Below are 19,737 nucleotides of genomic sequence, written 5' to 3'. Positions count from 1 at the left end.
AATCCAAAAGGCCGGTCCCGCAAGGACCGGCCTTTTCGGTTGCTTTGATTCCGGCTTGGTTCACCCCTCCAGCAGCCGGTTCATCTGCGCTTTGGCTTGCTCGGCCTTATGCCGCTTGCGTTCGGCTGCGGCCATGGTTTCCACCGCGTGCTTGCGGCCGAACGCCTTGCGCAGCTGGTCCATCATCCGCAGCTTCTGAGCCGTCGCCTGGGCCAGTTCCAGGTTCAGCTGGCGCCGGGTGCGGGTGTGCCAGCCTTGCCACAAGAGATCTGCGCCCAGCGCTTTCATCGCGTGATCCTCTCCTGCCTCGCTGCGCGCGCTCTGCACCTGCTCGTTCAGTTTGGCCAGCTGACCGCGCAACTGGGCTTCCCTGGCCAGGACCGGCTGCACTTTGGCATGTTCCTGCATGTATTGCGCAGCTGTAACCGCTGCCATCTGATCCAGCATTTTCTGCTTCATGTGACCTTCCCTTTGGCGCGCAGGCGCATTTCTTCGGCAAAGCGGATCGCCGCAGCCACCGGCGCATAATGCTCCTCATGGATTTCGTCGCCAATCTCGACCGCGGCATGCAATGCCCGTGCGGTTGGCGGATCGCTGTGAATCGGAACGCCGTTTTCATTGGCGACGCGCCGGATCGCTGCCGCCACTTCGTCCACGCCTTTGGCGACGCAGACCGGTGCGGTGCCGGGCTCCCGGACCCACTGAAGCGCAACCGCATAATGGGTCGGGTTGACGATCACCACATCGGCCTTGGGCACATCCGCCATCATCTGGCCCATCGCGATCTGCTGTCCGCGCTGACGCCGCTGGCCTTTCATATGCGGATCGCCTTCAGAGTCCTTGATCTCATCCTGGACTTCCTTGCGCGACATCATGTTCTTGCGGCGGTGCTCCGCATGCTGGAAAGCCGCATCCACAACACCGATAGCCAGCGCGATGATCAGCGCCAGGAACAAAAACTCCATCGCCAGCTGCGCCAGCATCAGGACCACCGACTGCGGGCCGGTTCCGGCAGAAGAGATCATCTCCGGCAGCCGGTAGCTGAGATACACGCCCAGGCAAACCGAATAGAGCAGCAGCTTCACGAAGCTCTTGAAGAACTCAAACAGGCCGGAGCGGCCGAACTTATTCTTGGCATTTGAGATCAGCGAAATGCGCGACAGCTTCGGCTCCAGCTTGCTGGGGGCGAAAACAAGGGCCCGCTGCCCGACAATCGAGAGCAGCACCAGGGCAAATGGCACCAGGAACCACGGCAGGACCGGACGGAAAGCGCTGCCGATGAAACCTGCCACCGGGGCGGCGGAGGGACCCTCGAAAAACAGCGGTGCAAGCCGGTCCGGCTGGTCGATAAACGCCATCAGCGCGGTGCCGATGCCTTCGACGCTGCTGCTGCCAGCGGTGTAAAACGCAATGATCAGGCCGAGATACGCCGCAGCCACCGAAAGATCTGTGGACTTGGCAACTTCGCCTTTTTCCCGGGCCTTTCGGAGTTTCTGTTCCGTTGGCTCAAATGACTTATCTGAGTCGTCGTCCTGCCCGCTCATGGCATTCCGCCTCCCGGGTCTGCAATGAACATCATCAAGGCTCTGATCCAGACATCCAGGATCATCGGGCTGCCAACCATCAGGATGAACAACCCGCTGAAGGTAATCACCGGCGCACCGACCATAGCCACCATCAGCTGCGGCATCGCCCGGTTAATCACCCCCAGGGCCAAATTGTAAATGACGGCGGTAACCACGAACGGCGCCGCCAGTGTGAAGGACAGGGAGAAGCTTTGCGAGACCCGGTAAACGCCCCATTCCGTCAGCCCAGCCGCGGCCGGGAACTGGCCTGCGGGAAACATCTGGTAAGAGCGGATCAGCAGCTCTGCCACCCGCACATGCAACCCCATCATTGCCGCAAGAGTGACGCCGGAAATCATCAGAACAGCGCCAAGCGCCGGCATTGGTTCCGCACCGATACCGCCCAGAACCTGCGATAGCGAGGTGCTTTGCGCCGCCATCGTGCCGGCCGTCTGCAAGGCCAGCACAAAAATCCGGATGCCGATGCCCAAAGCCAGCCCGATGATGGCTTCGGTCACGGCAAAGCGGGCAAAGCCCATAACACCTTCCGGCGCCGGGAAGGCCGGCAGCGCCGGTGCAACCACAAAGGTAAAGGCCGCGGCCACCGCCAGTTTGACCCGGGCGGGGACATAAAGCTCCCCCATCGCCGGCAGCACCGACACCATCGCCGCAATCCTCAGAAACACGATTGCGGCATGCCAGAATCCTGCCCCCAGCAGCGCAACCAGCTCCGGGGGCAGAAAGTTCAGGCTCATGCCTGCACCATCCCAACCAGGGCCGGCCGGGCCTCCAGCCCGATTTCCTCGAAGGAAAGCACCGGATTGGTGAGGCCGCGCGACTTCAGAATGGTCTTCAGATAGCGGCGGCGGCGGGTCGAGGTGACGACTGCGGCAAACACCCCCTGGTCGGTCGTGGCAGAGAGTTTGTCGGTCATCCCCTCGGCCAGCCGGTTGAACAGATCCGGCGGCAGCGCGATGTCCAGCCCGGCTCCTTGCCCGTCAACCTGATAGGTCGAGAACTTGTCCTCCCACTCCGGCGCCAGCTGGATCAGCGGGATGGTCCCGTCCTCGCGCTTCATCTCAGCAACCAGCTGGAAGCCCAAGCGCTGGCGCACATGCTCGCAGATCAGCTCGGGCTGGGTGCTGTGCAGGCGGGCTTCGGCAATCGATTCCAGAATCAGCGGCATGTTGCGGATCGAGACCCGCTCCTCCAGCAGCAGCCGCAGCACCGCGTGCAGCGTGTCCATCGGCACCTTGTCCGGCACCAGCGCGTCCAGCAACTTGCGGTTGGCCTCGGCCCGGAAACTGTCCGACAGCTGGGTCATCTCGTCCAGCAGCCGGCGCAGCGATTTCAGCGTCAGCAGGCGGGCAAAGTTCTGCTTGATGATCTCCAGCAGATGCGTTGCCAGAATTTCCGGCGGGCTGACCACCGTGGCGCCGGCCAGAGCAGCCTGCTCCTGCGCCTTTACGGGGATCCAGCGGGCGGGCGCGCCATAGACCGGCTCGGTCACGTCAGTTCCCGGCGGCAAAGCATCATGATTGTCCGGCATCAGCGCCAGCACCATGTCAGGATTGAGAATGCCGCGCACCTGCTCGACCCCCTGCACCTTGATGACATAGGTGCCCTTTTCCAAATCATGCTGATCGGTCAGGCGGATCTCCGGCAGGATCAGGCCGAACGTTGTGGCAATATGCGAACGCATATTGGCAATCCGCGCGTCCAGCCCGGTGCCCGCATCCAGCACCATGCTCACCAGGTCAGGCGCAAACTCCAGATGCAGATCGTCCAGGTCCAGAATGTCGCCCAGAGGCCGGCTGGCGGCCGGATCCGAGGCCTCCTCGATCTTTTCCTCGATCTCGGCTTCGGCATCGTCCCTTTTCTTTTTCGCCATCCTGTAGGCGGCGTAGCCAAGCACCCCTCCACCGGTCACAAACGGCAGGAACGGCAAGCCCGGCACCAGGGCAAACAGCACCATCAGCACGGCAACGGTGGTCAGTGCGGCCGGATGACGGCCGAACTGATCAAACAGGGCGGTGTCGGTGGCGCCTGTGGTGCCGCCGCGGGCCAGCAGAAGCGCCGCGGCAATGGAAATGATCACCGACGGGATCTGCGAAACCAGCCCATCGCCGACAGTCAGAATCGCATAAGTCTCAAAGGCATTGCCGACCGGCATGCCATGGACAAGCACGCCCATGATCAGGCCCATCACCAGATTCAGGAGGGTGATCAGCAGGCCGGCGATTGCGTCGCCCTTGACGAACTTCGAAGCACCGTCCAGCGAGCCGAAGAATGTGGTCTCCTGTTGCTCGCGCTCACGCCGCTCCTTGGCCGTTTGGTGATCGATAGCACCGGCGGACATATCCGCGTCAATCGCCAGCTGTTTGCCCGGCATGCCATCCAGCGCAAAGCGGGCGCCGACTTCGGCCATCCGCGCGGCACCTTTGGTGATCACCATGAAATTGACGATCAGCAGCACCCCGAACACCACCAGGCCGAGGAAAACGCTGCCGCCCATGACAAACTGGGCAAAACCTTCAATCACATTGCCGGCCGCATCGGTGCCGGAATGCCCCTGGCCGATGATCAGCTTGGTTGAGGACACGTTCAGTGACAGACGCAGCATCAGTGACGCCAGCAGAATCGTCGGGAACGAGGAGAAATCAAGCGGCCGCTCAATGAAAAGCGTGATGGTAAAGATCAGGATGGCCAGGGCAAACGAGGCCGCCAGCCCGATATCCAGTACCCAGGCAGGCATCGGCAGGATCATCATCACAATGATCGCCATCAAAGCCAGCGCCAGCAGGACGGTAGGGCTGAATAGTTGTTCTGTTGTCAGCTTAGGCACAGGTCGGGCCCCATGTATTGCGGTTACTTATTGGGAGAACCTGCGGCAAGCGGACCGGAGCAGGAGCCTGGGTCAGATCAGCCGCGCCGCCAGACCCAAAGGCCAGCAGCCTGTATCGCGCAGTCCCCGCCGCAGCAGGCAAAGCAATGGCAACCGTTCTGAAGCGTTTTCGGGCCGCACCGGCAAAATGCACAGCCCCGCGTTCTGCGCATGATCCACGCAGAATCAGCCTTTGCAGGCAAGGTATTGAATAGTTTTCCGGCATTCTGCCCGTTCCAAATCAGGATTCACCCGGTCTTCACGTTACCGGCCGCCGGTTGACAAAGTGTTATCATCAAAAGCAAAGGCCGCCCCGGAAGGGACGGCCAAACGGCTGCAAACAGGCTGCCTGTTCACTGACTTTCTTCGGTATCGCCCAGGCCGGTTCCAACTTGATTGAGCAAATCGGTGATACCGCCTCTGGTTCCTTCGCTGCTTTCGACCAGCGCCCGTGCATGGGCCAGCGGTGTCAGCCCTTCAGGATCCTGCGCCGTTTCGCCAATCTGTGTGGTGACCGAAGCAACCGCTCCGAACTGAGCGTCCTCGCCATCTTCAATGGCTTCGATGGCTTCAAGGTTCTCGGAATGCCAGAACCCGCGGGCTGCTGCATTGGCCTCATCCTCGGCCAATAGATACTCACCCGCCCGGTCATATTCGCCATTGCGCCACAGCGCCTCGGCCCGGATCCGGTTGGCATCAGATCCTTCCAGGCCCATCAGTTCAACAAGCGCCCGGTGCGGTTTGTCCATTACCAGCGCGGCCTCAGCCATCATCAGGCGGCGGGTTTCATCCTCCGGCTCCAGCGAAAGCTTGGTCAGAAGGCTCTCTGCTTGCTCGGCAAACCCAAGGTCCAGCAGGCGGCGGGCCACCGGGACCGCAACCGGGGCAGCTTCAGCCGCCGTAGTCTGCCCCGCGAACACCAGCGCATATTGCAAGAAAGTCACATCATCCGCACGTTCCGTCAAAAGCAGCATCAGCGGCTCGATTGCAGCAGTCCGTGCCTTGGGCCCGTCACGCTCGGTCAGGCTTTTCAGTTCCTGGAACGCGTCGTGGAACTGCCCCATCAGCGCCAGCGAGGCGACCTGCGCCTGACGCAGCTGCGCGCCCAGCTCGGTCTCGCGGTTTTCCAGCTCGTAGGAAGCGATCAGATCCGGAACATCCGGCGACAGCGCCTTGCGCTCCTTGACCGACAAAGCGACCAGATCAATCAGCGCCGCAGGAGCGTTACCTGTCCGCTCGGCAACCTCGCTGGTAAGTTCTTCGGCCACTTTTTCAGTGTCACCCTTCAGCTCGGCGATCGCGGCCTCAGCCAGGTTGATTTCCGGCACATCCTCAACCCCGGTCCGGTCCACCGCCCGCAGCACCGCCTCGGCAACATGATGCTCTCCGGCTTCAGCAAACATCTGGCTCAACCGAGGCCCCAGATGCACCCGCAAATGTGTCGGCATCTTCGAGAAGGCCTGCTGCATGGCATCGGTATTTGCGCTTTTCTTAACGGTTCCGTCGGCCAAGGCACCCCAGAACGCGCCATGGCCTTCGCAGCCCTGCTGCCCGGAGAACGGATTGTTAACCGGGAGGACGGCGCCATCCATCATCATGGCCATAGCTTCCAGAAGCGCGGCTTCCTGGCTGGCCTGCTCTTCAGGAGGCAGAATTGTCAGAATGGACCGGGCCTCGGCACCAAAGCCAAAGAACAGATAGAGCCGCGCCAGCGCATAAACACTTGCCGGGTTCACGTCGTCAAACTCCCGGACAAGCGCTCCGCGCAGCGGTCCGAGCTGATCTGCAAACGGGCGTTCATTGCCCCAGTTGTGGATCGCGACGTCGCGGTCTGCCAGGCAGTGATCCGGTTTGCCGCTGCCGTCTGACAAGGCGGCCATCAGCCCGGTCTCGCGGTCGATTGCGGAGGTGACGGAGATATGATCCAGCGGATTCAAAGGCCTGTCTGAACGCCCCAACGGGTCAAGCCCTGCTGTATCATCCGCCTCAGGGATCCCATCGGCGGCCACGCTGAGAAGGCCTTGATTCGCAGCCCTGCCGATCTGCTGCAGCAGCCGCTGTTCCGATTCCCGCACCACTGCGGCGCGCTCGGTCTCTTCCATGTTCAGCAGCATGCCGGTTTCCGGAAGCCCTGGAGCTGCCTCGTCAGCGGCAGTTTCTTCGTCTTTCGGGAACCCGTTCCCGTCTAAAGGCAGGGACACAGATTCCTGCGGCGGTTCTTCTTCAGCCGCGGTCTCAGCATCAGGCACAGCGCTCTGATCCTGGGGCTTGACGGTCTGTCCCGGAGCGGCCTGACCGGTAATGGCCGCCGCAATCTCCAGCGCCATCCGCGCATCTGCCGCCGCCGACTGGGAAAAATTGAACCGGTAGCCGCTTTGCGAAGACGGCGGCGTAAGCGGGAGAACACTGCTGCCTACCGAATATTGATTCTCTGAGGGCGGCAGCCCGCCATCGCGGATATCGACAACCAGATAGCCGTCCTCCTGTACATAGGAGGTAACGGTGCATTCACACCCCAGCTGCAGCCGCAGCGGCTGGCCAGGCCCGTTTTGCCCAAGCGATTGCAGGCGTGTGCGCGGGATAAGGTTGAACACCCGGGAGGTGTCAAACTCCACATCCGGCGCATCGATGTTCACCGTCGCCGATTTACCGCTTTGCGTCAGCGACCAGTCGGCACCGCCCGGCAGGCGCATGACCAGGCGCGTGAACCCATTGTGCTCACCCGAGCGGGTCACAATCGTCTGCGCCGAGACGGCGCCAGCCGTCAGAATTGCGGCTGCAGTGGCAAGTGCGCGCCAGATCATGCTGCGTCCTGTTTCACCGATTTGAGCGCCTCTTCAAGCTCCGAGAAACCGGGGCGGATATGAGACGGAGTATTTTGACGGCCGACTTCGATGCAAATCGCAGCGGCATGGTTGTGCAGATTGGCCACCAGCACTTCGCGGATCAGCTGGTAGAAATGCGCATCCTCTTCGATCACGGCTTTCACCTTGCCGGCAAATGGGGCGACAAGACCGTAGGCCAGGAACACGCCAAGGAAGGTGCCCACAAGCGCGCCGCCGATCATTTTACCCAGCACCTCCGGCGGCTGGTCGATCGAGGCCATGGTTTTGATCACGCCAAGCACCGCCGCAACAATCCCAAGCGCCGGAAGGCCGTCCGCCATAGTCTGCAGCGCGTGGCTGGAATGCAGCGCGTGATGCAGGTTGGCCTCCATGCGCTTCTCCAGAACTTCCTCCACCTGATGCGGATCGTCATAGTTCATCGACGCCGAGCGCATGGTGTCGCAGATCAGGTTCACCGCTTCCTTGTCGGCCAGGATCTTGGGGTACTTATTGAAAACAGACGAGTTTTCCGGGTCCTCAATATGCTGTTCCACTTCGACCGGATTGGCCCGCGCAATGCGGATCAGGGCAAACAGCAGGCACAGGAGGTCGCGGTAGTCATCCGGCTTCCATTTCGGGCCTTTGAAGACCTTGCCGACGTCCTTGACCGTGTGTTTGACACCGCCCATGTCGTTGCCAAGCAAGAAGGCCCCGACCGCAGCGCCGCCAATCATCATCATCTCAAACGGCAGCGATTTAAGAATAATCCCCATCTTGCCGCCGGCCAGAAGATATCCGCCGAACACCATGGCAAAGATCACCGCAATGCCTACAATCCCGATCATAGGTCCACTCCGAATTCCATTGGTTTTTATAAGATTAGGCGAGTCTTCCTAAGGAAAGACTAAGCCCGCGCGCCCAAGTCACTCCTTGGGCACCGCCCCGTTGCGGCCAGCCAGAACCACGCTGATGGTATAGGCGGCTTCCGGGCTCAGGCCCGCCATGATTCCCGCCGCTGCCTCTGGCTGCATCCGGGCGAGGAAACCCGCAGCAAAGCCGGGATCCATTTCCTCGAACAAGGCCGCGGCCTCCTTGGGCTTCATCTGCTCGTAAACCGTTGTCAGCCGGGTCACATCCGCCTCGGTCGCGCCATCGGCCAAAGCCAGGGTTGCCCGCAGCTTCTCCTCGGCTTCCTGCAATGCCGCCAGCTTCTGCTCGATCGCCTGATCGGCAATTTCCAGCGCTTTCAACCGGTCCTGAAGTTCCGCCTCGCGGGCGGCCAGAGCCTTCTCCCGCTCCTGAAAGGCAGCCAGCATCGTTTGCAATTCCGCCGAGGAGGGCATTTTGCTCATGGGGGTCTCCCCCTTGTGCTCCATCTCCCCGCCGCCCGGCTGCTGCAGACTCGCGACTTCACGGGCGATCGCCGGTCCGGCCTCAAGGCCCAGCCGCACCGCGGCGGAGCCCATCAGCAGAACCGCCAGCATCATCAGCGTGCCGCCGCGCCGCAAGCGCTTGGATTTCTTCGCTCCCTTCGCCATCACGCCACCCGGTTCTGGCTGCGGTTGTGGCGCACGAACATCAGCCCCGAAGGTTTGGCTTCTTCCGCCTCGTCCGCTGCGGGCTGCGAATCGGCTTCATAGGCCGCCGCCATCGCTTCGTCTTCAGAGCCGGCCTGCGCCGCCGGAGCTGCGGCTGCAGCCTCGGGTATGTCGTGCATCGAGGCCATCATCAGTTCCAGCCGCTGCGCCACCGATTCGGCGCGGCCGGTCAGCTGCTGCAGCGCCTTGCTGGAGCCGTCCGACACCTGCTGCGCCGCTTGCAGCGACTTGTTCAGATCATCCACCTGGGCGGACAGCACGGCCACCGCACCGCCTACGCCTTTTTCCAGGTCATTGAAGCGTTTCAGCCGGCGCGACAGCACCAGGCAATAGAATCCGGCGCCCAGCGCTCCGGCCGCAAGCAGGATATCAGCAATAATGTCCATCCTGTCCTCCTAGTTCAGTACGAAATCCATGATCAGCAGATCGCGCACCCGGCCCTGGCCGGTGGCAATATTGATCCGCCGCAGCATCTGCGCTCTCAGTTTCGGCAGCGCCATCGGATCGGTCAGATCCTCAAGCTCCAATGCTCTTAGATAGCTGTTCAGGACATCGATAACCCGCGGGAGGATTTTCTCGACCTCGGCCTGATGGGCAAGATCGACCTCAAGTTGCGCGCGGAACCGCAAATGCTTGATACCGCTGGCTTTGCGCAGGGTAATCACAATCGGGTCCATTTCGATAAAGGCAAGATTGGCGATATCCTCCGCCGTCTCACCATTGTCCACGCCTTCTGGCGCCGCTTCGGCCGCAGGCGCCGGTTCTGGCGCTGCTTTCTGACCAAAGGGAAGAAGGCCTGACTGAACGGCGAAGAATCCTCCGCCCGCCCCTACCAGCGCCAGCACCACCCCGATGATGAGGGGCAGTTTGCTTTTCTTGGCCGGGGCTTCTGCTTCCGTATCTACTGCAGCGTCTGTCATGGCTATCCCTAAAACGTCGTGCAGCTTCTTCATAACCTGCGAGGAACTAACCGAATGTTAAGGCCGATCCGTCAAAAAGGTTGCACGCCGGACAGAACGCCGGTGCGACGGAGGTTAATGTGCAGCAGATCAAGAATGTCTGGGCAGAAATGGACATGCGCAAGCGCGTGATTGCAGTGGGTGCCACGGTGATCATGATTCTCAGCGTTTTCGCGATGTCCCATGTGGCAAGCAAGCCAACAATGACTCTGCTCTACGCCGGGCTGGAAAGCGGTTCGGCTGGGGATGTGGTGCGGGCGCTGGAACAGCGCGGCACACAGTATGAAGTACGCGGCGGCTCGATCTACGTGCCGTCAACGCGGCGTGACGAACTGCGGATGACGCTGGCCAGCGAAGGCCTGCCCGCTAATGGCGGCAAGGGCTACGAGCTCCTCGATTCGCTCAGCGGCTTTGGCACAACATCGCAGATGTTTGATGCAGCCTACTGGCGCGCCAAGGAAGGCGAACTGGCCCGCACCATCGTCGCCAGCCCGCATGTCAGCCAGGCGCGGGTGCATATCGCCAACACCGGCTCGAATCCTTTCCAGCGGACGGTTGAACCCACCGCATCGGTTTCGATTGTGCCGATGGGCTCGCCGATCACACCGCCGCAGGCCAATGCAATCCGCTTTCTGATTGCCTCCGCCGTTACCGGCCTTGCAGTTGAGAATGTCGCAGTGATCGATGCCAATGGCGCGCTGATTGGTTCAACCGATGCAACCGCCGCGGCCGGGGCCGGGACAGACGACCGCTCGCAGACGATTCGCGAACGGGTCATGCGGCTGGTCGAAGCCCGCGTCGGCCAGGGCAATGCCGTGGTTGAAGTCAGTGTTGAAACCGTCACCGACACTGAGTCGATCCGCGAGAAGCGAGTGGATCCGAAAAGCCGCGTCGCGGTCAGCACCGATGTGGAGGAACGTGCCGATTCTTCCAGCAACCAGTCCGGCGAAGTGACCGTGGCCTCCAATATCCCCGATGGCGATGCGGCCTCCGGCCAGGGTTCCAAGGCAAACACCAGCGCGACCCGGGAGCGGATCAACTATGAGATCTCGGAAACCGAAAAAGAAATCGTCCGCGGCCCTGGTGCCATCAAGCGCCTGACCGTTGCGGTGCTTGTGAACGGAACCGCTGCCACTAATGATGCCGGCGAAACTGTTTTCCAGCCCCGGCCGGAAGAGGAGCTGGCTGCCATGCGCGAGCTGATCTCTGCCGCTGTCGGCTTTGACGCAGAGCGCGGCGACGTAATCACCCTCAAGTCAATGGAACTGCCGGCCGTGGAGCCGCAAGGGTCTGTGGCGTCGTCCTCCTTCATGGACAACCTCTATTTTGACGCGATGTCGCTGATTCAGATTGCAGCGCTGGCCATTGTCAGCCTGATCCTGGGCCTGTTCGTGGTGCGTCCGATCCTGTCGAATCAGGCAACGCCGGTTGCTGCCCTGCCTGGGCCGGACGACGGCGGGCTGCCCGGCCTGCCCGGCCCCGGCGGCGACGGCGGCTTCATGACGGCACCGGATCTGGGTGCAGGCCTCGCGCTGGACGGCGAAATCGACAGCGGCGACGGCCAGTTTGAACCGATGGGCGGCCTTCCCACCATGGGTGCGGGCGACATGATGGGCGCTGCTGGCCTGGGAGCACTGGGCGGCGGCTCGGACGATCCGGTCGACCGCCTACGCAACCTGATCGGCGAACGGCAGGAGGAAACCGTCCAGATCCTGCGCGGCTGGCTGGAAGAGAATAAGGAGCAGGCCTGATGACAATTGCCCATTTGCTGGAAGACTTCGGGTTCAGCACCCCGGCAGAACCGGCCGTGCCTGCCGTCTCCGAGGAAGTCATAGAAGAACAGCGCCTGGAATCCTTTGAAAAGGGCTACAGCGCCGGATGGGATGATGCGGTGACAGCCAAGGATCAGGAGACCAGCCGGATCTCCGCCGAACTCGCCAATTCCCTGGAGGATCTCAGCTTTACCTACCACGAGGCGCAAAGCCAGCTGCTTGATTCGCTGGACCCCATGTTCAAGGTTCTGACCAGCGCTATCCTGCCCGATGCAATGGCCGCTTCCTTTGGCCATCACATCGTTGATCAGCTTGCCGAATTGGCCAAGGGGCAGACCGATCAGCCGATGCGGATCGTGGTTTCCCCCGGCGAAGGCGCCACGGTGCGGAACCTGCTGCCGGAGAATTTTTCGGTACCGGTCACGGTGCAGGAAGACGGTGCCCTGACACCAGGCCAGGCCTATCTGCGCATTGGCAGTTCCGAGTGCGAAATCAACTGCGATGCGCTGCTGGAGTCGATTCAGGACTCAATTGAAGCCTTTACCTATCACGCCAAAGAGGACAGCCAGTATGGATGACGCTGCCGATCTGAACATGAAACCCGCCGATGCAGGCAATCCCTTTGTGTCGGTCCCCGTCGAGGTGGTTGTCTCGGTCGGCAAGGCCCGACCGCTGATCCGCGACCTGGTCAGCCTTGGCGAAAATGCGGTCCTGACGCTGGACAAACGGGTCGAAGATCCGGTGGACCTCTATGTCGGGGACCGTTTGGTTGCCCGCGGCCAGCTGGAAGAGCTGGAAGGAGACCAGGCCGGCCAGCTGGCCGTGCGCCTCACGGAAATTGCCGATCTGCAAAGCGGTTTGGGATGACACATAAGACCTTTGTGCGGGCGGCACTGGTCTCAGCACTGCTGCTGGCCTTGCCGCAGACCGCCCTGGCTCAAGAACTGAGCCTTTCGCTGGCAGACGGCGAGTCGGTTTCGGCCCGTTCGATCCAGCTGATTCTGTTGATTACCGTGCTCAGCCTGGCCCCGGGCCTGCTGATCATGATCACCTGCTTCCCCTTTCTGGTGACAGTGCTGTCAATCCTGCGCCAGGGGCTTGGGCTGCAGCAGGCACCGCCCAACATGCTGATGATCAGCCTGGCCTTGTTCCTGACCTATTTTGTGATGGAACCTGTCTTTACCGAAGCCTGGGCCACAGGCATCAACCCGCTGCTGGAAGAGCGGCTGGAGCCAGGAGAGGCCATTGCCCGCAGCCTGGAGCCCTTCCGCGCCTTCATGGCCAACCGGCTGGATCCGGATACGTTTTATGCCATTGCTGACCTCAGGCCGGAAACCCAGGGCATGGACCCCGTTCCCGAGGCCCCTCTGTCGGCTCTGGTGCCGAGCTTTCTGCTGTCGGAAATTTCGCGCGCCTTTCAAATCGGCTTCCTGGTTTTCCTGCCCTTCCTGGTGATCGATCTGGTGGTGGCCGCCGTCCTGATGTCCATGGGCATGATGATGGTGCCGCCGGCAATTGTGTCGCTGCCGTTCAAACTGGCCTTCTTTGTTGTTGCAGACGGCTGGAGCCTGATCGCAACCGCTCTTGTGCGCAGCTACTACCCCTAAGTTCCTTGTAGCCTTGCAAGGCCCGGGCATCTGTTGCGATGCCCGGGCCTTTTTGATTGGCCGTGCACGTTCCTGCGAACTTGTCGAATGCGCCTCAGCAGCAGCGCTATGCTCGTTGCCGTGATCTGATAGAGCATGCAGCGAAACACCTGTGCCTGGGCGGCAGCGAACTCAAAAGCATCCGTCCCGCGCTGATCCCGGGGACGCCACGGCATCCTGCCACCTAGGCCTGATGCCGCTGATGCGGCTGAAGGATGACGAGGGATATCGGCGACAATTGCCCGTCTTCAGAAACATATGCACCGGCGTTTTCCCTCTGGGTCTGCTCCCGCGTCTTATGTCGCCTTCGGCTTGAAAGCAGAGCAGCACCGCTAGTTGCCTGCACATCAAAAACCCTGGCTTGCTCAGGCAAGCCAGGGCGCAATACCCAACAGGTCAATTTCCGTCAGCGCACGACGAACTCGGCATGCAGCGCGCCGGCCGCCTTCAGGCTTTTGAGGATATCGATCATGTCCCGCGGCGAGACGCCCAAGGCGTTCAAGCCTGCCACCACTTCCGACAAGGAGGTTGTCTCCGGCACTTCGGCCAGCTGAATTCCTTCCTCTTCCTCGATGGCTGCCCCGGTCCGCGGCACGGCTACAGTCTGCCCGTTTGCAAAGGGATTGGGCTGCACCACCAGGGGTGCTTCCTCGATCCGCAGGGTCAGATTGCCCTGGGCCACGGCCACCCGGGAGATCCGGACGTCGCTGCCCATGACGATGGTGCCCGAGCGCTGATCCACCACAACCCGCGCTTTGCGCTGAGGTTCAACCAGGATGTTTTCAATCCGGCCAACCGCATGCGCCGTAGAGCGTGTGTTTGTGCGCTGGATATCCACCTCGACAGTGCCGGAATCGCGCATCAGCGCAACGTTGCGGCCAAACTCATCGTTGATCGCCCGTTCAATCCGGCCCGCTGTGGTAAAGTCCGGCTCACGCAGGGCCAGCCGCATAGAGGACAGCGAGGCCAGGTCAAAGTCGATCTCCCGCTCGACCCGCGCGCCGGAGGGGATAACACCGGACGTCGGCACGCCCTGCGTAACCTGCGCTGCTTCTCCTTCGGCAACGGCTCCGCCTGCAAGAATGGTGCCTTGGGACACCGCGTAGATCTGGCCGTCGGCTGCATTCAGCGGTGTCATAATCAGAGTACCGCCCAAAAGGCTCTTGGAATCGCCGATGGCCGAAACAGTCACATCAATGGTGCTGCCAACCCGGGCAAACGGCGGCAAAGTTGCCGTCACAAACACAGCTGCAACGTTTTTCGGGCGGAATTGCTCGCCGGTCACATTGACCCCGAGACGCTCCAGGATGTTGGACATGATCTCTTCGGTAAACGGAGAGTTCCGCAAACCGTCGCCGGTGCCGTCCAAGCCAACAACCAGACCGTAGCCGACCAGATCGTTGCCCCGGACACCGTCAAATTCAACCAGGTCCTTGAGGCGGATGGTGCTCGCCTGCGCCACTGCAGGCAGAAGAAACAGGCAAGCGATGAGAAGGCGGAAATATACCAGCATCAGAGATAGTTCATCAGTGAGAGACGCGAGCTGCGCGAGGTGATCGTGTACAGGCCTTCCAGCTGAGTTTGCGCTTCTTCCAGCCGGGTATAAGTCTCGTACGGATCAGCGGAAACCAGGTTGTTCTTGACGATGCTCAAGCTGGTTTTCGACGCTTCATTGCGGGTGTTGACGGCCTCCAGCTGGCCTTCGATGAAGCCGACATCCGCCTGCAGCTGGATCAGCCTGTCCTCGCTCTCCGACAATTCTCCGGCGGCGTCGATGACAAGATCAATCTTCACCTCTTCCGTCAGGCCGAGGCTTGGCTCATCCGCAAGCGAGGTGATGACATAGCTCTGCAGCGTGTGCTTGAGGTTTTCGTCATCAGCACGGATGCCCAAAGTGACTTGCTCGCCCTCGCCAACGGTAACCGGTTGCAGCGACGTCGTGGAGCCCTTGTACATCACGGTGTCAAACCCTGCGGGGTCATCAAACCAGTCCTTGACCGCTTGGATGATGTCATCGCTTGTGGTCAGGCCGGAGACCTCGGTCAGAATGGCGGTCATCAGCGTGTTGGAGCCGTTGAGCGGCTGCGTATCCGTTGCAGTGCCCGCAAAGATTGTCCGGCCGCCGACGGCAGAGTTCATCAAATTGATCGCGCTGGACATTCTCTGCTTAGCCTGGCTGGCGAACTGCTCGGCGTTGTTCAGATCCATGGTCGGCGACAGCGTCACGATATCGTTGCGCATCGCTTGCACCTGGCCGTGCACCTTCTCCAGGCTGCCCTGAATGGTTGTGGCAAACAGCTGCACCTCGCCGTTGGCAACCATATAGCTGTCCAGACGGTTCAGGTTGCTTTCCAAATCTGCCAGATAGGTGAAATCCCCGCCCAGCCGCTCAGTCAGATTGGCGGTTTTCCCTGTTGCAAACTCTTCAGACAGGGTGGTGACACTCTCCTTCAGCTCCGAGTTCCGGCTGCGGAGGAAGAGGTGCTGCGCCATATCTCCATAGGAATTAACAATCATGCGTCAGATCCTCAAAAGTGTGTCCATAAGCTCGTCGATCACGGTGATCATCCGGGCGTTGGCAGCGTAGAATTTTTCGACCAGCATCAGGTTTTGCAATTCGGCGTCAGTGTCGACACCCAGCGCAAGCTCGGCCTGGCTCAACTCATTGAAACTCGCGGCGGCAAAGGTTGAGGCACGGGATGCCGTCTCATTGTCCTGGGCAAACCGCGACAGCAGATTGGCGCTCAGCGTTGACGCGGTCATATCTGCAGTCCCCAGCCCGATCGAAGACACGGTCCTGTTGGTGTTCAATGCGTCCGAGTAAGCCTGCAGCAGGCTGGAATCGCCAGGATCGCCCTGCCCGGCCGCATAAAGCCCGTCGCGGAAGCGCCAGGTTTCGGCGGCACCGTCCAAGGCAACCAGATTGTTCAGGTCAATCCGGTTGGAAATTCCCACGGTGTTCACAGGATCGAAGAAGGCACCGTCATCGGTAAAGATGCCGGCATCGGTCGCCCCGATTGTCGCATCCAAGGCTGGATCCTGGAACCGCTCGATCAGATCGGCGGCCATGGCATCCAGATCCTCCTGGGCCTCAACGGCGGTCACATCGCGGATCTCGAATTGCGCGGTCAGCGTGCCGCCGCGCAACGGGCCATCGGTGCTTGTGTCAATCGACCGGCCGTTGACCTCAATCCCGGAAAGCAGGCCGTTGCCCAGCGTCATATGCGGCATGATATCCCGCGACGGCGTAAAGGTCAGTTCGGACGCCTTATGATCCAGCAGCATCACCCCGCCGGCGGAATACAAGCTGAGCTGGCCATTGTCGCGCTGAACCACATTGACCGGGATGATCTCGTTGATCTGATCAATCAGCTGATCCCGCTGATCGTGCATTGAAACGGCATCCATGCCGCCCGCTTCCACGACCATGATCCGGGCATTAAGCTTTTCGATCTCCTTCAGCGCCTGGTTCACCTTGTCCACCTGAGCACCGATCGCATTGTCGGCGACGATCCTCAGGTCCCGAAGCCCTTCGGCGGTGCGGGAGATCGAATCTGCCAGTGTGTTCGCTTTGACCGAAAGATCATTCAGCCGGGGCTGGGAGTCTGGCCGCGACACCGCTTCGATCAGTGACGATTCGAAATCCGATAGCTGCGACGCCAACGACATTTCATCATCGACGGTCCCGACCAGATCGGACATCCGTTCAAAGAAATCGGCCTGCACTTTGGCGGCCCCGTAGTCCGCCTCGGCAACCCGGCGGTTGGTAATCAGAACCGGGTCGTTGAGGCGCTGAACACTGCCAACCTGGACGCCGGGAACACCGGGTCCAGGAGTGTTCAGGTCAAGAACCCGCCGCGTGTAGCCCGGTGTAAGGGCATTGGAGAGGTTCTCGGAGACCACCTGCGACGAGCGGCTGGCCGCGTTCAGCCCGCTCATCGCGCTGTTAAGCGCGGAATAGATAGACATGTTCAGCCTGCTTTCGTGAAGCCAATGTCAGGAGGCATCAAGCGCGTTAGCGCTTGATGTTGGTGGTTTCCTGCAGCATTTCGTCAACGGTCTGAATGACCTTGGCGTTGGACGAATAGGCCCGCTGGGTCTGGATCATGTCGGTCAGCTCGGTCGCCACATCGACAGCGGATTCCTCAAGCGCATAACCCAGTATATCGCTGGTTGGCCCGTCGCCTGCGTCCCAAAGGTAGAAGTCACCGGATTCATCGTTCGGCATATAGGTCTGAGAATCCAGCGCCCGCATCCCGTTCATGTTCGGCACATCCACCAGTGGCACTTGGTAGATGACCCGTTCGTCGCCGGAATCGTAGGTCGCAATAACTTCGCCGGATTCATTGACCTTCACCGCAACAAAGGTTCCGACCGGGTTGCCGTCCTTGGTGGTGTTGTTCTGAACAAATTCGTCACCCAGCTGCTGCAAGCCATTGCCGCCGATGGTGCCGATGTTGATCTCGATCGGGCCGCTTGCAACGTTGACGGTCACGGAACCTTCGGTCGCGTCATACGCGTTCCCGGTCACCAGAGCCACGCTGGCCAGGGTGCCGCCGGTGCTGGAGCTGTCATCAAAGGTCAGCGTGTACTCGGCGATCACCGCACCGGCGGATGCAGAGTCGGCGATTTCCATCGTCCACTCGTTGTCTGCCGCGCCGGTTGGCGTATAGGTGATGGTCAGGTCTTCAGCCCGGCCCATGTTGTCGTAATAGGTCACCACCTGATCTTCGGGACCAGCTGTAGTACCAACCACAGCACTGTCGGCCGGAAGGTTTGCCGTCAGGCTGATTTCGGTGGTCGGAACCGCGGACAGGCGGTTGAGGTCCACGTGGATCGGCTCAAGAGAACTGCTGGTGTCGCGCGGATAGTCCGGGACCGTGCCGTCGGAATTCGCAGGCCATCCCATCAGGACCAATCCCGATTCAGTGGTAAGGTAGCCATTGGAATCTGTGCGGAAAGACCCGGTGGAGGTCATCATCATTGTCGGGCTGCCGCCAGCCTCGACCTCGGTGATGGATGCCACCGGCAGCATGCCGCGGCCGCGCACCGCAAGGTCGGTGGCGTTATTGGTGGACACCAGCGGGCCGCGTTCATCAATAAGGCGGACATTGGTGGTGCGCACGCCGCCCGCCGAATAGCTGCCGCCGGAGCCGGACAAAACCATAGAATGGAAGTCTGTCTGCACCCGCTTGTACCCGCGGGTCGAGGAGTTGGCGATGTTGTCGGAAATGGAAGCCAACCGGCTGGCGTTGGCGCTCAATCCTGAAACGCCCGCGTTCAGCGACGAAGAAATGGTCATAGCACGCCTTTCTGCTGCATCTAATCATTCTGGATGCAACAGCTAGCGCAGGAGCGATTAACGGGCGGCTAACAGATAAAATACAAGTTATCTGCCAGCCGCCGGACCCAGTGTTTTCAGGGTTTTATTCGCGCAAAAGGATGATTTCGATCCGGTTGTTGCGGGCCGCCATCGGATTCGCGACAGCCAGCTTGCGGTCGGCATGACCGGTCACCCGGTGAATCCGCCGCGCTGCCAGCCCGCCCGATTCGAGCAGCACGCGGGTCTTGTCCGCCCTGGTGTGAGACAATTCCCAAACAGGGTTTCTCGCCAGCACAACCGGATGCGACCGGATATGGCCGCCAATGGCCGCATTGCTTTCTACCCCTTCGGAAACCCGGGCAATCATCCTGACCAGATCCCGGAACAGGGCAGTCGGCTCCGCTTCCCCGTCTTCAAACAGCGGAGCGTTCTCAGTTGCAAACAGCTCGATGATCAGGCCTTCATCGGTGACGCGGGTCACGATATGGCGGGACATCGCGACAGACACCATGCTCTCGCCGCCGCGCCCGGAAAGCTGCTCCTCGATGGCGCGGAACTTGGAATCTTCCTCTTCGCGCTTTTCATCGGCTTCAACCCCGGTGTCGCCCTGCGCCTGCTGGGCATCCACCGGATTGACATCCGTGGCCCCGGTGCCGGACTGCGGCTTGATTTCCTCGGTGAACATGCTGTCCCCCTGGAAGGCGCCATTGCCGCCGCCGGAAACCCGGCTCAGCGGAATCGATGGCGAGAAGTAGTCCGCCAGACCCTTGCGTTGTTTTTCTGTTGTCGCGTTCAGCAGCCACATCAGCAAAAAGAAGGCCATCATCGCGGTCACGAAGTCTGCATAAGCCACTTTCCACGCGCCGCCGTGATGGCCATCGCCACCACCCGATTTTTTCTTCTTGATGATAATGGGCGCCACATTGCCTTGTGCGCTCATGTTCACCACCACTATTTTCACCCATTCTCTGGATAGCAGGCGGCGCGTTAAACGGGCCTTAACAATTAAACTTGCCGGCAGTTCGCAGGCGAAGTGGCGCCTGTTCCGGCCAAATCAATGCTTTGGCCCGAAAGCCTTGCGGCGCGGCGGCGGTCTGGCGCCGCTGCGCGCCAGCGCAGCGCCGGGCCCAACGGCGGCGTGCATTCAGTGAATGCACCAAGCAGG

The 19,737-nt window shown here is 60.9% G+C and carries 19 protein-coding genes; 5 read left to right on the top strand and 14 right to left on the bottom strand.

The window, feature by feature from the left end; translation table 11 throughout:
• Positions 1-60: 60 nt before the first annotated feature.
• The 9 genes from RA19_RS11655 to RA19_RS11615 all read right to left on the bottom strand — a co-directional run bounded on the left by RA19_RS11655 (position 61) and on the right by RA19_RS11615 (position 9,792).
• Positions 61-459, bottom strand: a complete 399-nt coding sequence (locus tag RA19_RS11655) for a hypothetical protein (protein ID WP_039162701.1) — start codon at positions 457-459, stop codon at positions 61-63.
• The gene (flhB, locus tag RA19_RS11650) at positions 456-1,544 is read right to left on the bottom strand and encodes a flagellar type III secretion system protein FlhB (RefSeq protein ID WP_039162699.1); all 1,089 of its coding nucleotides are present in this window, start codon (positions 1,542-1,544) and stop codon (positions 456-458) included. The genes RA19_RS11655 and flhB overlap by 4 nt, the downstream gene beginning before the upstream one ends.
• Positions 1,541-2,320, bottom strand: a complete 780-nt coding sequence (locus tag RA19_RS11645) for a flagellar biosynthetic protein FliR (RefSeq protein ID WP_039162697.1) — start codon at positions 2,318-2,320, stop codon at positions 1,541-1,543. The genes flhB and RA19_RS11645 overlap by 4 nt, the downstream gene beginning before the upstream one ends.
• Positions 2,317-4,350 (bottom strand): flagellar biosynthesis protein FlhA, encoded by a 2,034-nt coding sequence (gene flhA / locus RA19_RS11640; protein WP_446720279.1) that lies wholly within the window; start codon positions 4,348-4,350, stop codon positions 2,317-2,319. Before flhA ends, RA19_RS11645 begins: the two co-directional genes overlap by 4 nt.
• Before the next feature lie 452 nt (positions 4,351-4,802).
• Positions 4,803-7,253 (bottom strand): hypothetical protein, encoded by a 2,451-nt coding sequence (locus tag RA19_RS11635; RefSeq protein WP_193748256.1) that lies wholly within the window; start codon positions 7,251-7,253, stop codon positions 4,803-4,805.
• Positions 7,250-8,119, bottom strand: coding sequence for a flagellar motor stator protein MotA (gene motA / locus RA19_RS11630; protein WP_039162692.1), 870 nt, complete (start codon positions 8,117-8,119; stop codon positions 7,250-7,252). Before motA ends, RA19_RS11635 begins: the two co-directional genes overlap by 4 nt.
• A 78-nt stretch (positions 8,120-8,197) precedes the next feature.
• Positions 8,198-8,812 (bottom strand): MotE family protein, encoded by a 615-nt coding sequence (locus RA19_RS11625; protein ID WP_039162690.1) that lies wholly within the window; start codon positions 8,810-8,812, stop codon positions 8,198-8,200.
• Positions 8,812-9,258 (bottom strand): hypothetical protein, encoded by a 447-nt coding sequence (locus RA19_RS11620; RefSeq protein ID WP_039162688.1) that lies wholly within the window; start codon positions 9,256-9,258, stop codon positions 8,812-8,814. Before RA19_RS11620 ends, RA19_RS11625 begins: the two co-directional genes overlap by 1 nt.
• 9 nt (positions 9,259-9,267) lie before the next feature.
• A complete protein-coding gene (locus RA19_RS11615) occupies positions 9,268-9,792 on the bottom strand; it encodes a flagellar basal body-associated FliL family protein (protein ID WP_039162686.1) in 525 nt (174 codons plus the stop codon).
• 119 nt (positions 9,793-9,911) lie between these two features.
• Between RA19_RS11615 and fliF the strand changes: the two genes are divergently transcribed.
• From fliF to fliP, 4 genes are read left to right on the top strand one after another with little or no spacing between them, the layout of a single operon-like run.
• Positions 9,912-11,582, top strand: coding sequence for a flagellar basal-body MS-ring/collar protein FliF (gene fliF / locus RA19_RS11610; protein WP_039162684.1), 1,671 nt, complete (start codon positions 9,912-9,914; stop codon positions 11,580-11,582).
• Positions 11,582-12,181: a hypothetical protein gene (locus RA19_RS11605; protein WP_039162682.1), complete on the top strand. Its 600-nt coding sequence runs from the start codon at positions 11,582-11,584 to the stop codon at positions 12,179-12,181. The genes fliF and RA19_RS11605 overlap by 1 nt, the downstream gene beginning before the upstream one ends.
• A complete protein-coding gene (locus tag RA19_RS11600; protein WP_039162680.1) occupies positions 12,174-12,470 on the top strand; it encodes a FliM/FliN family flagellar motor switch protein in 297 nt (98 codons plus the stop codon). The genes RA19_RS11605 and RA19_RS11600 overlap by 8 nt, the downstream gene beginning before the upstream one ends.
• Positions 12,467-13,210, top strand: coding sequence for a flagellar type III secretion system pore protein FliP (fliP, locus tag RA19_RS11595; protein WP_039162678.1), 744 nt, complete (start codon positions 12,467-12,469; stop codon positions 13,208-13,210). The genes RA19_RS11600 and fliP overlap by 4 nt, the downstream gene beginning before the upstream one ends.
• Positions 13,211-13,655: 445 nt before the next feature.
• Here the strand turns inward: fliP and RA19_RS11590 are convergent, their stop codons facing one another.
• From RA19_RS11590 to RA19_RS11570, 5 genes are all read right to left on the bottom strand, one after another.
• Positions 13,656-14,762, bottom strand: a complete 1,107-nt coding sequence (locus RA19_RS11590; protein ID WP_039162676.1) for a flagellar basal body P-ring protein FlgI — start codon at positions 14,760-14,762, stop codon at positions 13,656-13,658.
• Positions 14,762-15,766 (bottom strand): flagellin, encoded by a 1,005-nt coding sequence (locus RA19_RS11585; protein ID WP_039162672.1) that lies wholly within the window; start codon positions 15,764-15,766, stop codon positions 14,762-14,764. The genes RA19_RS11590 and RA19_RS11585 overlap by 1 nt, the downstream gene beginning before the upstream one ends.
• 3 nt (positions 15,767-15,769) lie before the next feature.
• Positions 15,770-17,218 carry a flagellar hook-associated protein FlgK gene (gene flgK, locus RA19_RS11580; protein ID WP_039162670.1) on the bottom strand — a complete coding sequence of 483 codons (1,449 nt, stop codon included), beginning with the start codon at positions 17,216-17,218 and terminating at the stop codon, positions 15,770-15,772.
• A 46-nt stretch (positions 17,219-17,264) separates the two neighbouring features.
• Positions 17,265-18,551, bottom strand: coding sequence for a flagellar hook protein FlgE (locus RA19_RS11575; RefSeq protein ID WP_039162669.1), 1,287 nt, complete (start codon positions 18,549-18,551; stop codon positions 17,265-17,267).
• Positions 18,552-18,675: 124 nt separating this feature from the next.
• The gene (locus tag RA19_RS11570) at positions 18,676-19,512 is read right to left on the bottom strand and encodes a flagellar motor protein MotB (protein ID WP_039162667.1); all 837 of its coding nucleotides are present in this window, start codon (positions 19,510-19,512) and stop codon (positions 18,676-18,678) included.
• On the opposite strand from RA19_RS11570, the gene RA19_RS26560 reads away from it, so the two are divergent.
• Positions 19,511-19,723 (top strand): hypothetical protein, encoded by a 213-nt coding sequence (locus RA19_RS26560; RefSeq protein WP_152615740.1) that lies wholly within the window; start codon positions 19,511-19,513, stop codon positions 19,721-19,723. The genes RA19_RS11570 and RA19_RS26560 overlap by 2 nt on opposite strands.
• The last annotated feature ends 14 nt before the right edge of the window (positions 19,724-19,737 follow it).

The sequence above is a fragment of the Leisingera sp. ANG-M1 genome (assembly GCF_000813745.1).
Taxonomy (GTDB): Bacteria; Pseudomonadota; Alphaproteobacteria; order Rhodobacterales; family Rhodobacteraceae; genus Leisingera.
The sequence above is the reverse complement of the archived record's forward strand: the minus strand, read 5'-3'. Positions and strand labels throughout refer to the sequence as shown.

Coding starts and splice junctions, on each gene's coding strand:
- RA19_RS11635 (WP_193748256.1), bottom strand. CDS start 7,253: ATGATCTGGCGCGCACTTGCCACTGCAGCCGCAATTCTGACGGCTGGC.
- motA (WP_039162692.1), bottom strand. CDS start 8,119: ATGATCGGGATTGTAGGCATTGCGGTGATCTTTGCCATGGTGTTCGGC.
- RA19_RS11600 (WP_039162680.1), top strand. CDS start 12,174: ATGGATGACGCTGCCGATCTGAACATGAAACCCGCCGATGCAGGCAAT.
- RA19_RS11655 (WP_039162701.1), bottom strand. CDS start 459: ATGAAGCAGAAAATGCTGGATCAGATGGCAGCGGTTACAGCTGCGCAA.
- RA19_RS26560 (WP_152615740.1), top strand. CDS start 19,511: ATGTTCACCACCACTATTTTCACCCATTCTCTGGATAGCAGGCGGCGC.
- RA19_RS11605 (WP_039162682.1), top strand. CDS start 11,582: ATGACAATTGCCCATTTGCTGGAAGACTTCGGGTTCAGCACCCCGGCA.
- fliP (WP_039162678.1), top strand. CDS start 12,467: ATGACACATAAGACCTTTGTGCGGGCGGCACTGGTCTCAGCACTGCTG.
- RA19_RS11570 (WP_039162667.1), bottom strand. CDS start 19,512: ATGAGCGCACAAGGCAATGTGGCGCCCATTATCATCAAGAAGAAAAAA.
- flhB (WP_039162699.1), bottom strand. CDS start 1,544: ATGAGCGGGCAGGACGACGACTCAGATAAGTCATTTGAGCCAACGGAA.
- flhA (WP_446720279.1), bottom strand. CDS start 4,350: ATGGCGATCATTGTGATGATGATCCTGCCGATGCCTGCCTGGGTACTG.
- RA19_RS11620 (WP_039162688.1), bottom strand. CDS start 9,258: ATGGACATTATTGCTGATATCCTGCTTGCGGCCGGAGCGCTGGGCGCC.
- RA19_RS11585 (WP_039162672.1), bottom strand. CDS start 15,766: ATGATTGTTAATTCCTATGGAGATATGGCGCAGCACCTCTTCCTCCGC.
- RA19_RS11590 (WP_039162676.1), bottom strand. CDS start 14,762: ATGCTGGTATATTTCCGCCTTCTCATCGCTTGCCTGTTTCTTCTGCCT.
- RA19_RS11645 (WP_039162697.1), bottom strand. CDS start 2,320: ATGAGCCTGAACTTTCTGCCCCCGGAGCTGGTTGCGCTGCTGGGGGCA.
- RA19_RS11575 (WP_039162669.1), bottom strand. CDS start 18,551: ATGACCATTTCTTCGTCGCTGAACGCGGGCGTTTCAGGATTGAGCGCC.
- RA19_RS11615 (WP_039162686.1), bottom strand. CDS start 9,792: ATGACAGACGCTGCAGTAGATACGGAAGCAGAAGCCCCGGCCAAGAAA.
- flgK (WP_039162670.1), bottom strand. CDS start 17,218: ATGTCTATCTATTCCGCGCTTAACAGCGCGATGAGCGGGCTGAACGCG.
- RA19_RS11625 (WP_039162690.1), bottom strand. CDS start 8,812: ATGGCGAAGGGAGCGAAGAAATCCAAGCGCTTGCGGCGCGGCGGCACG.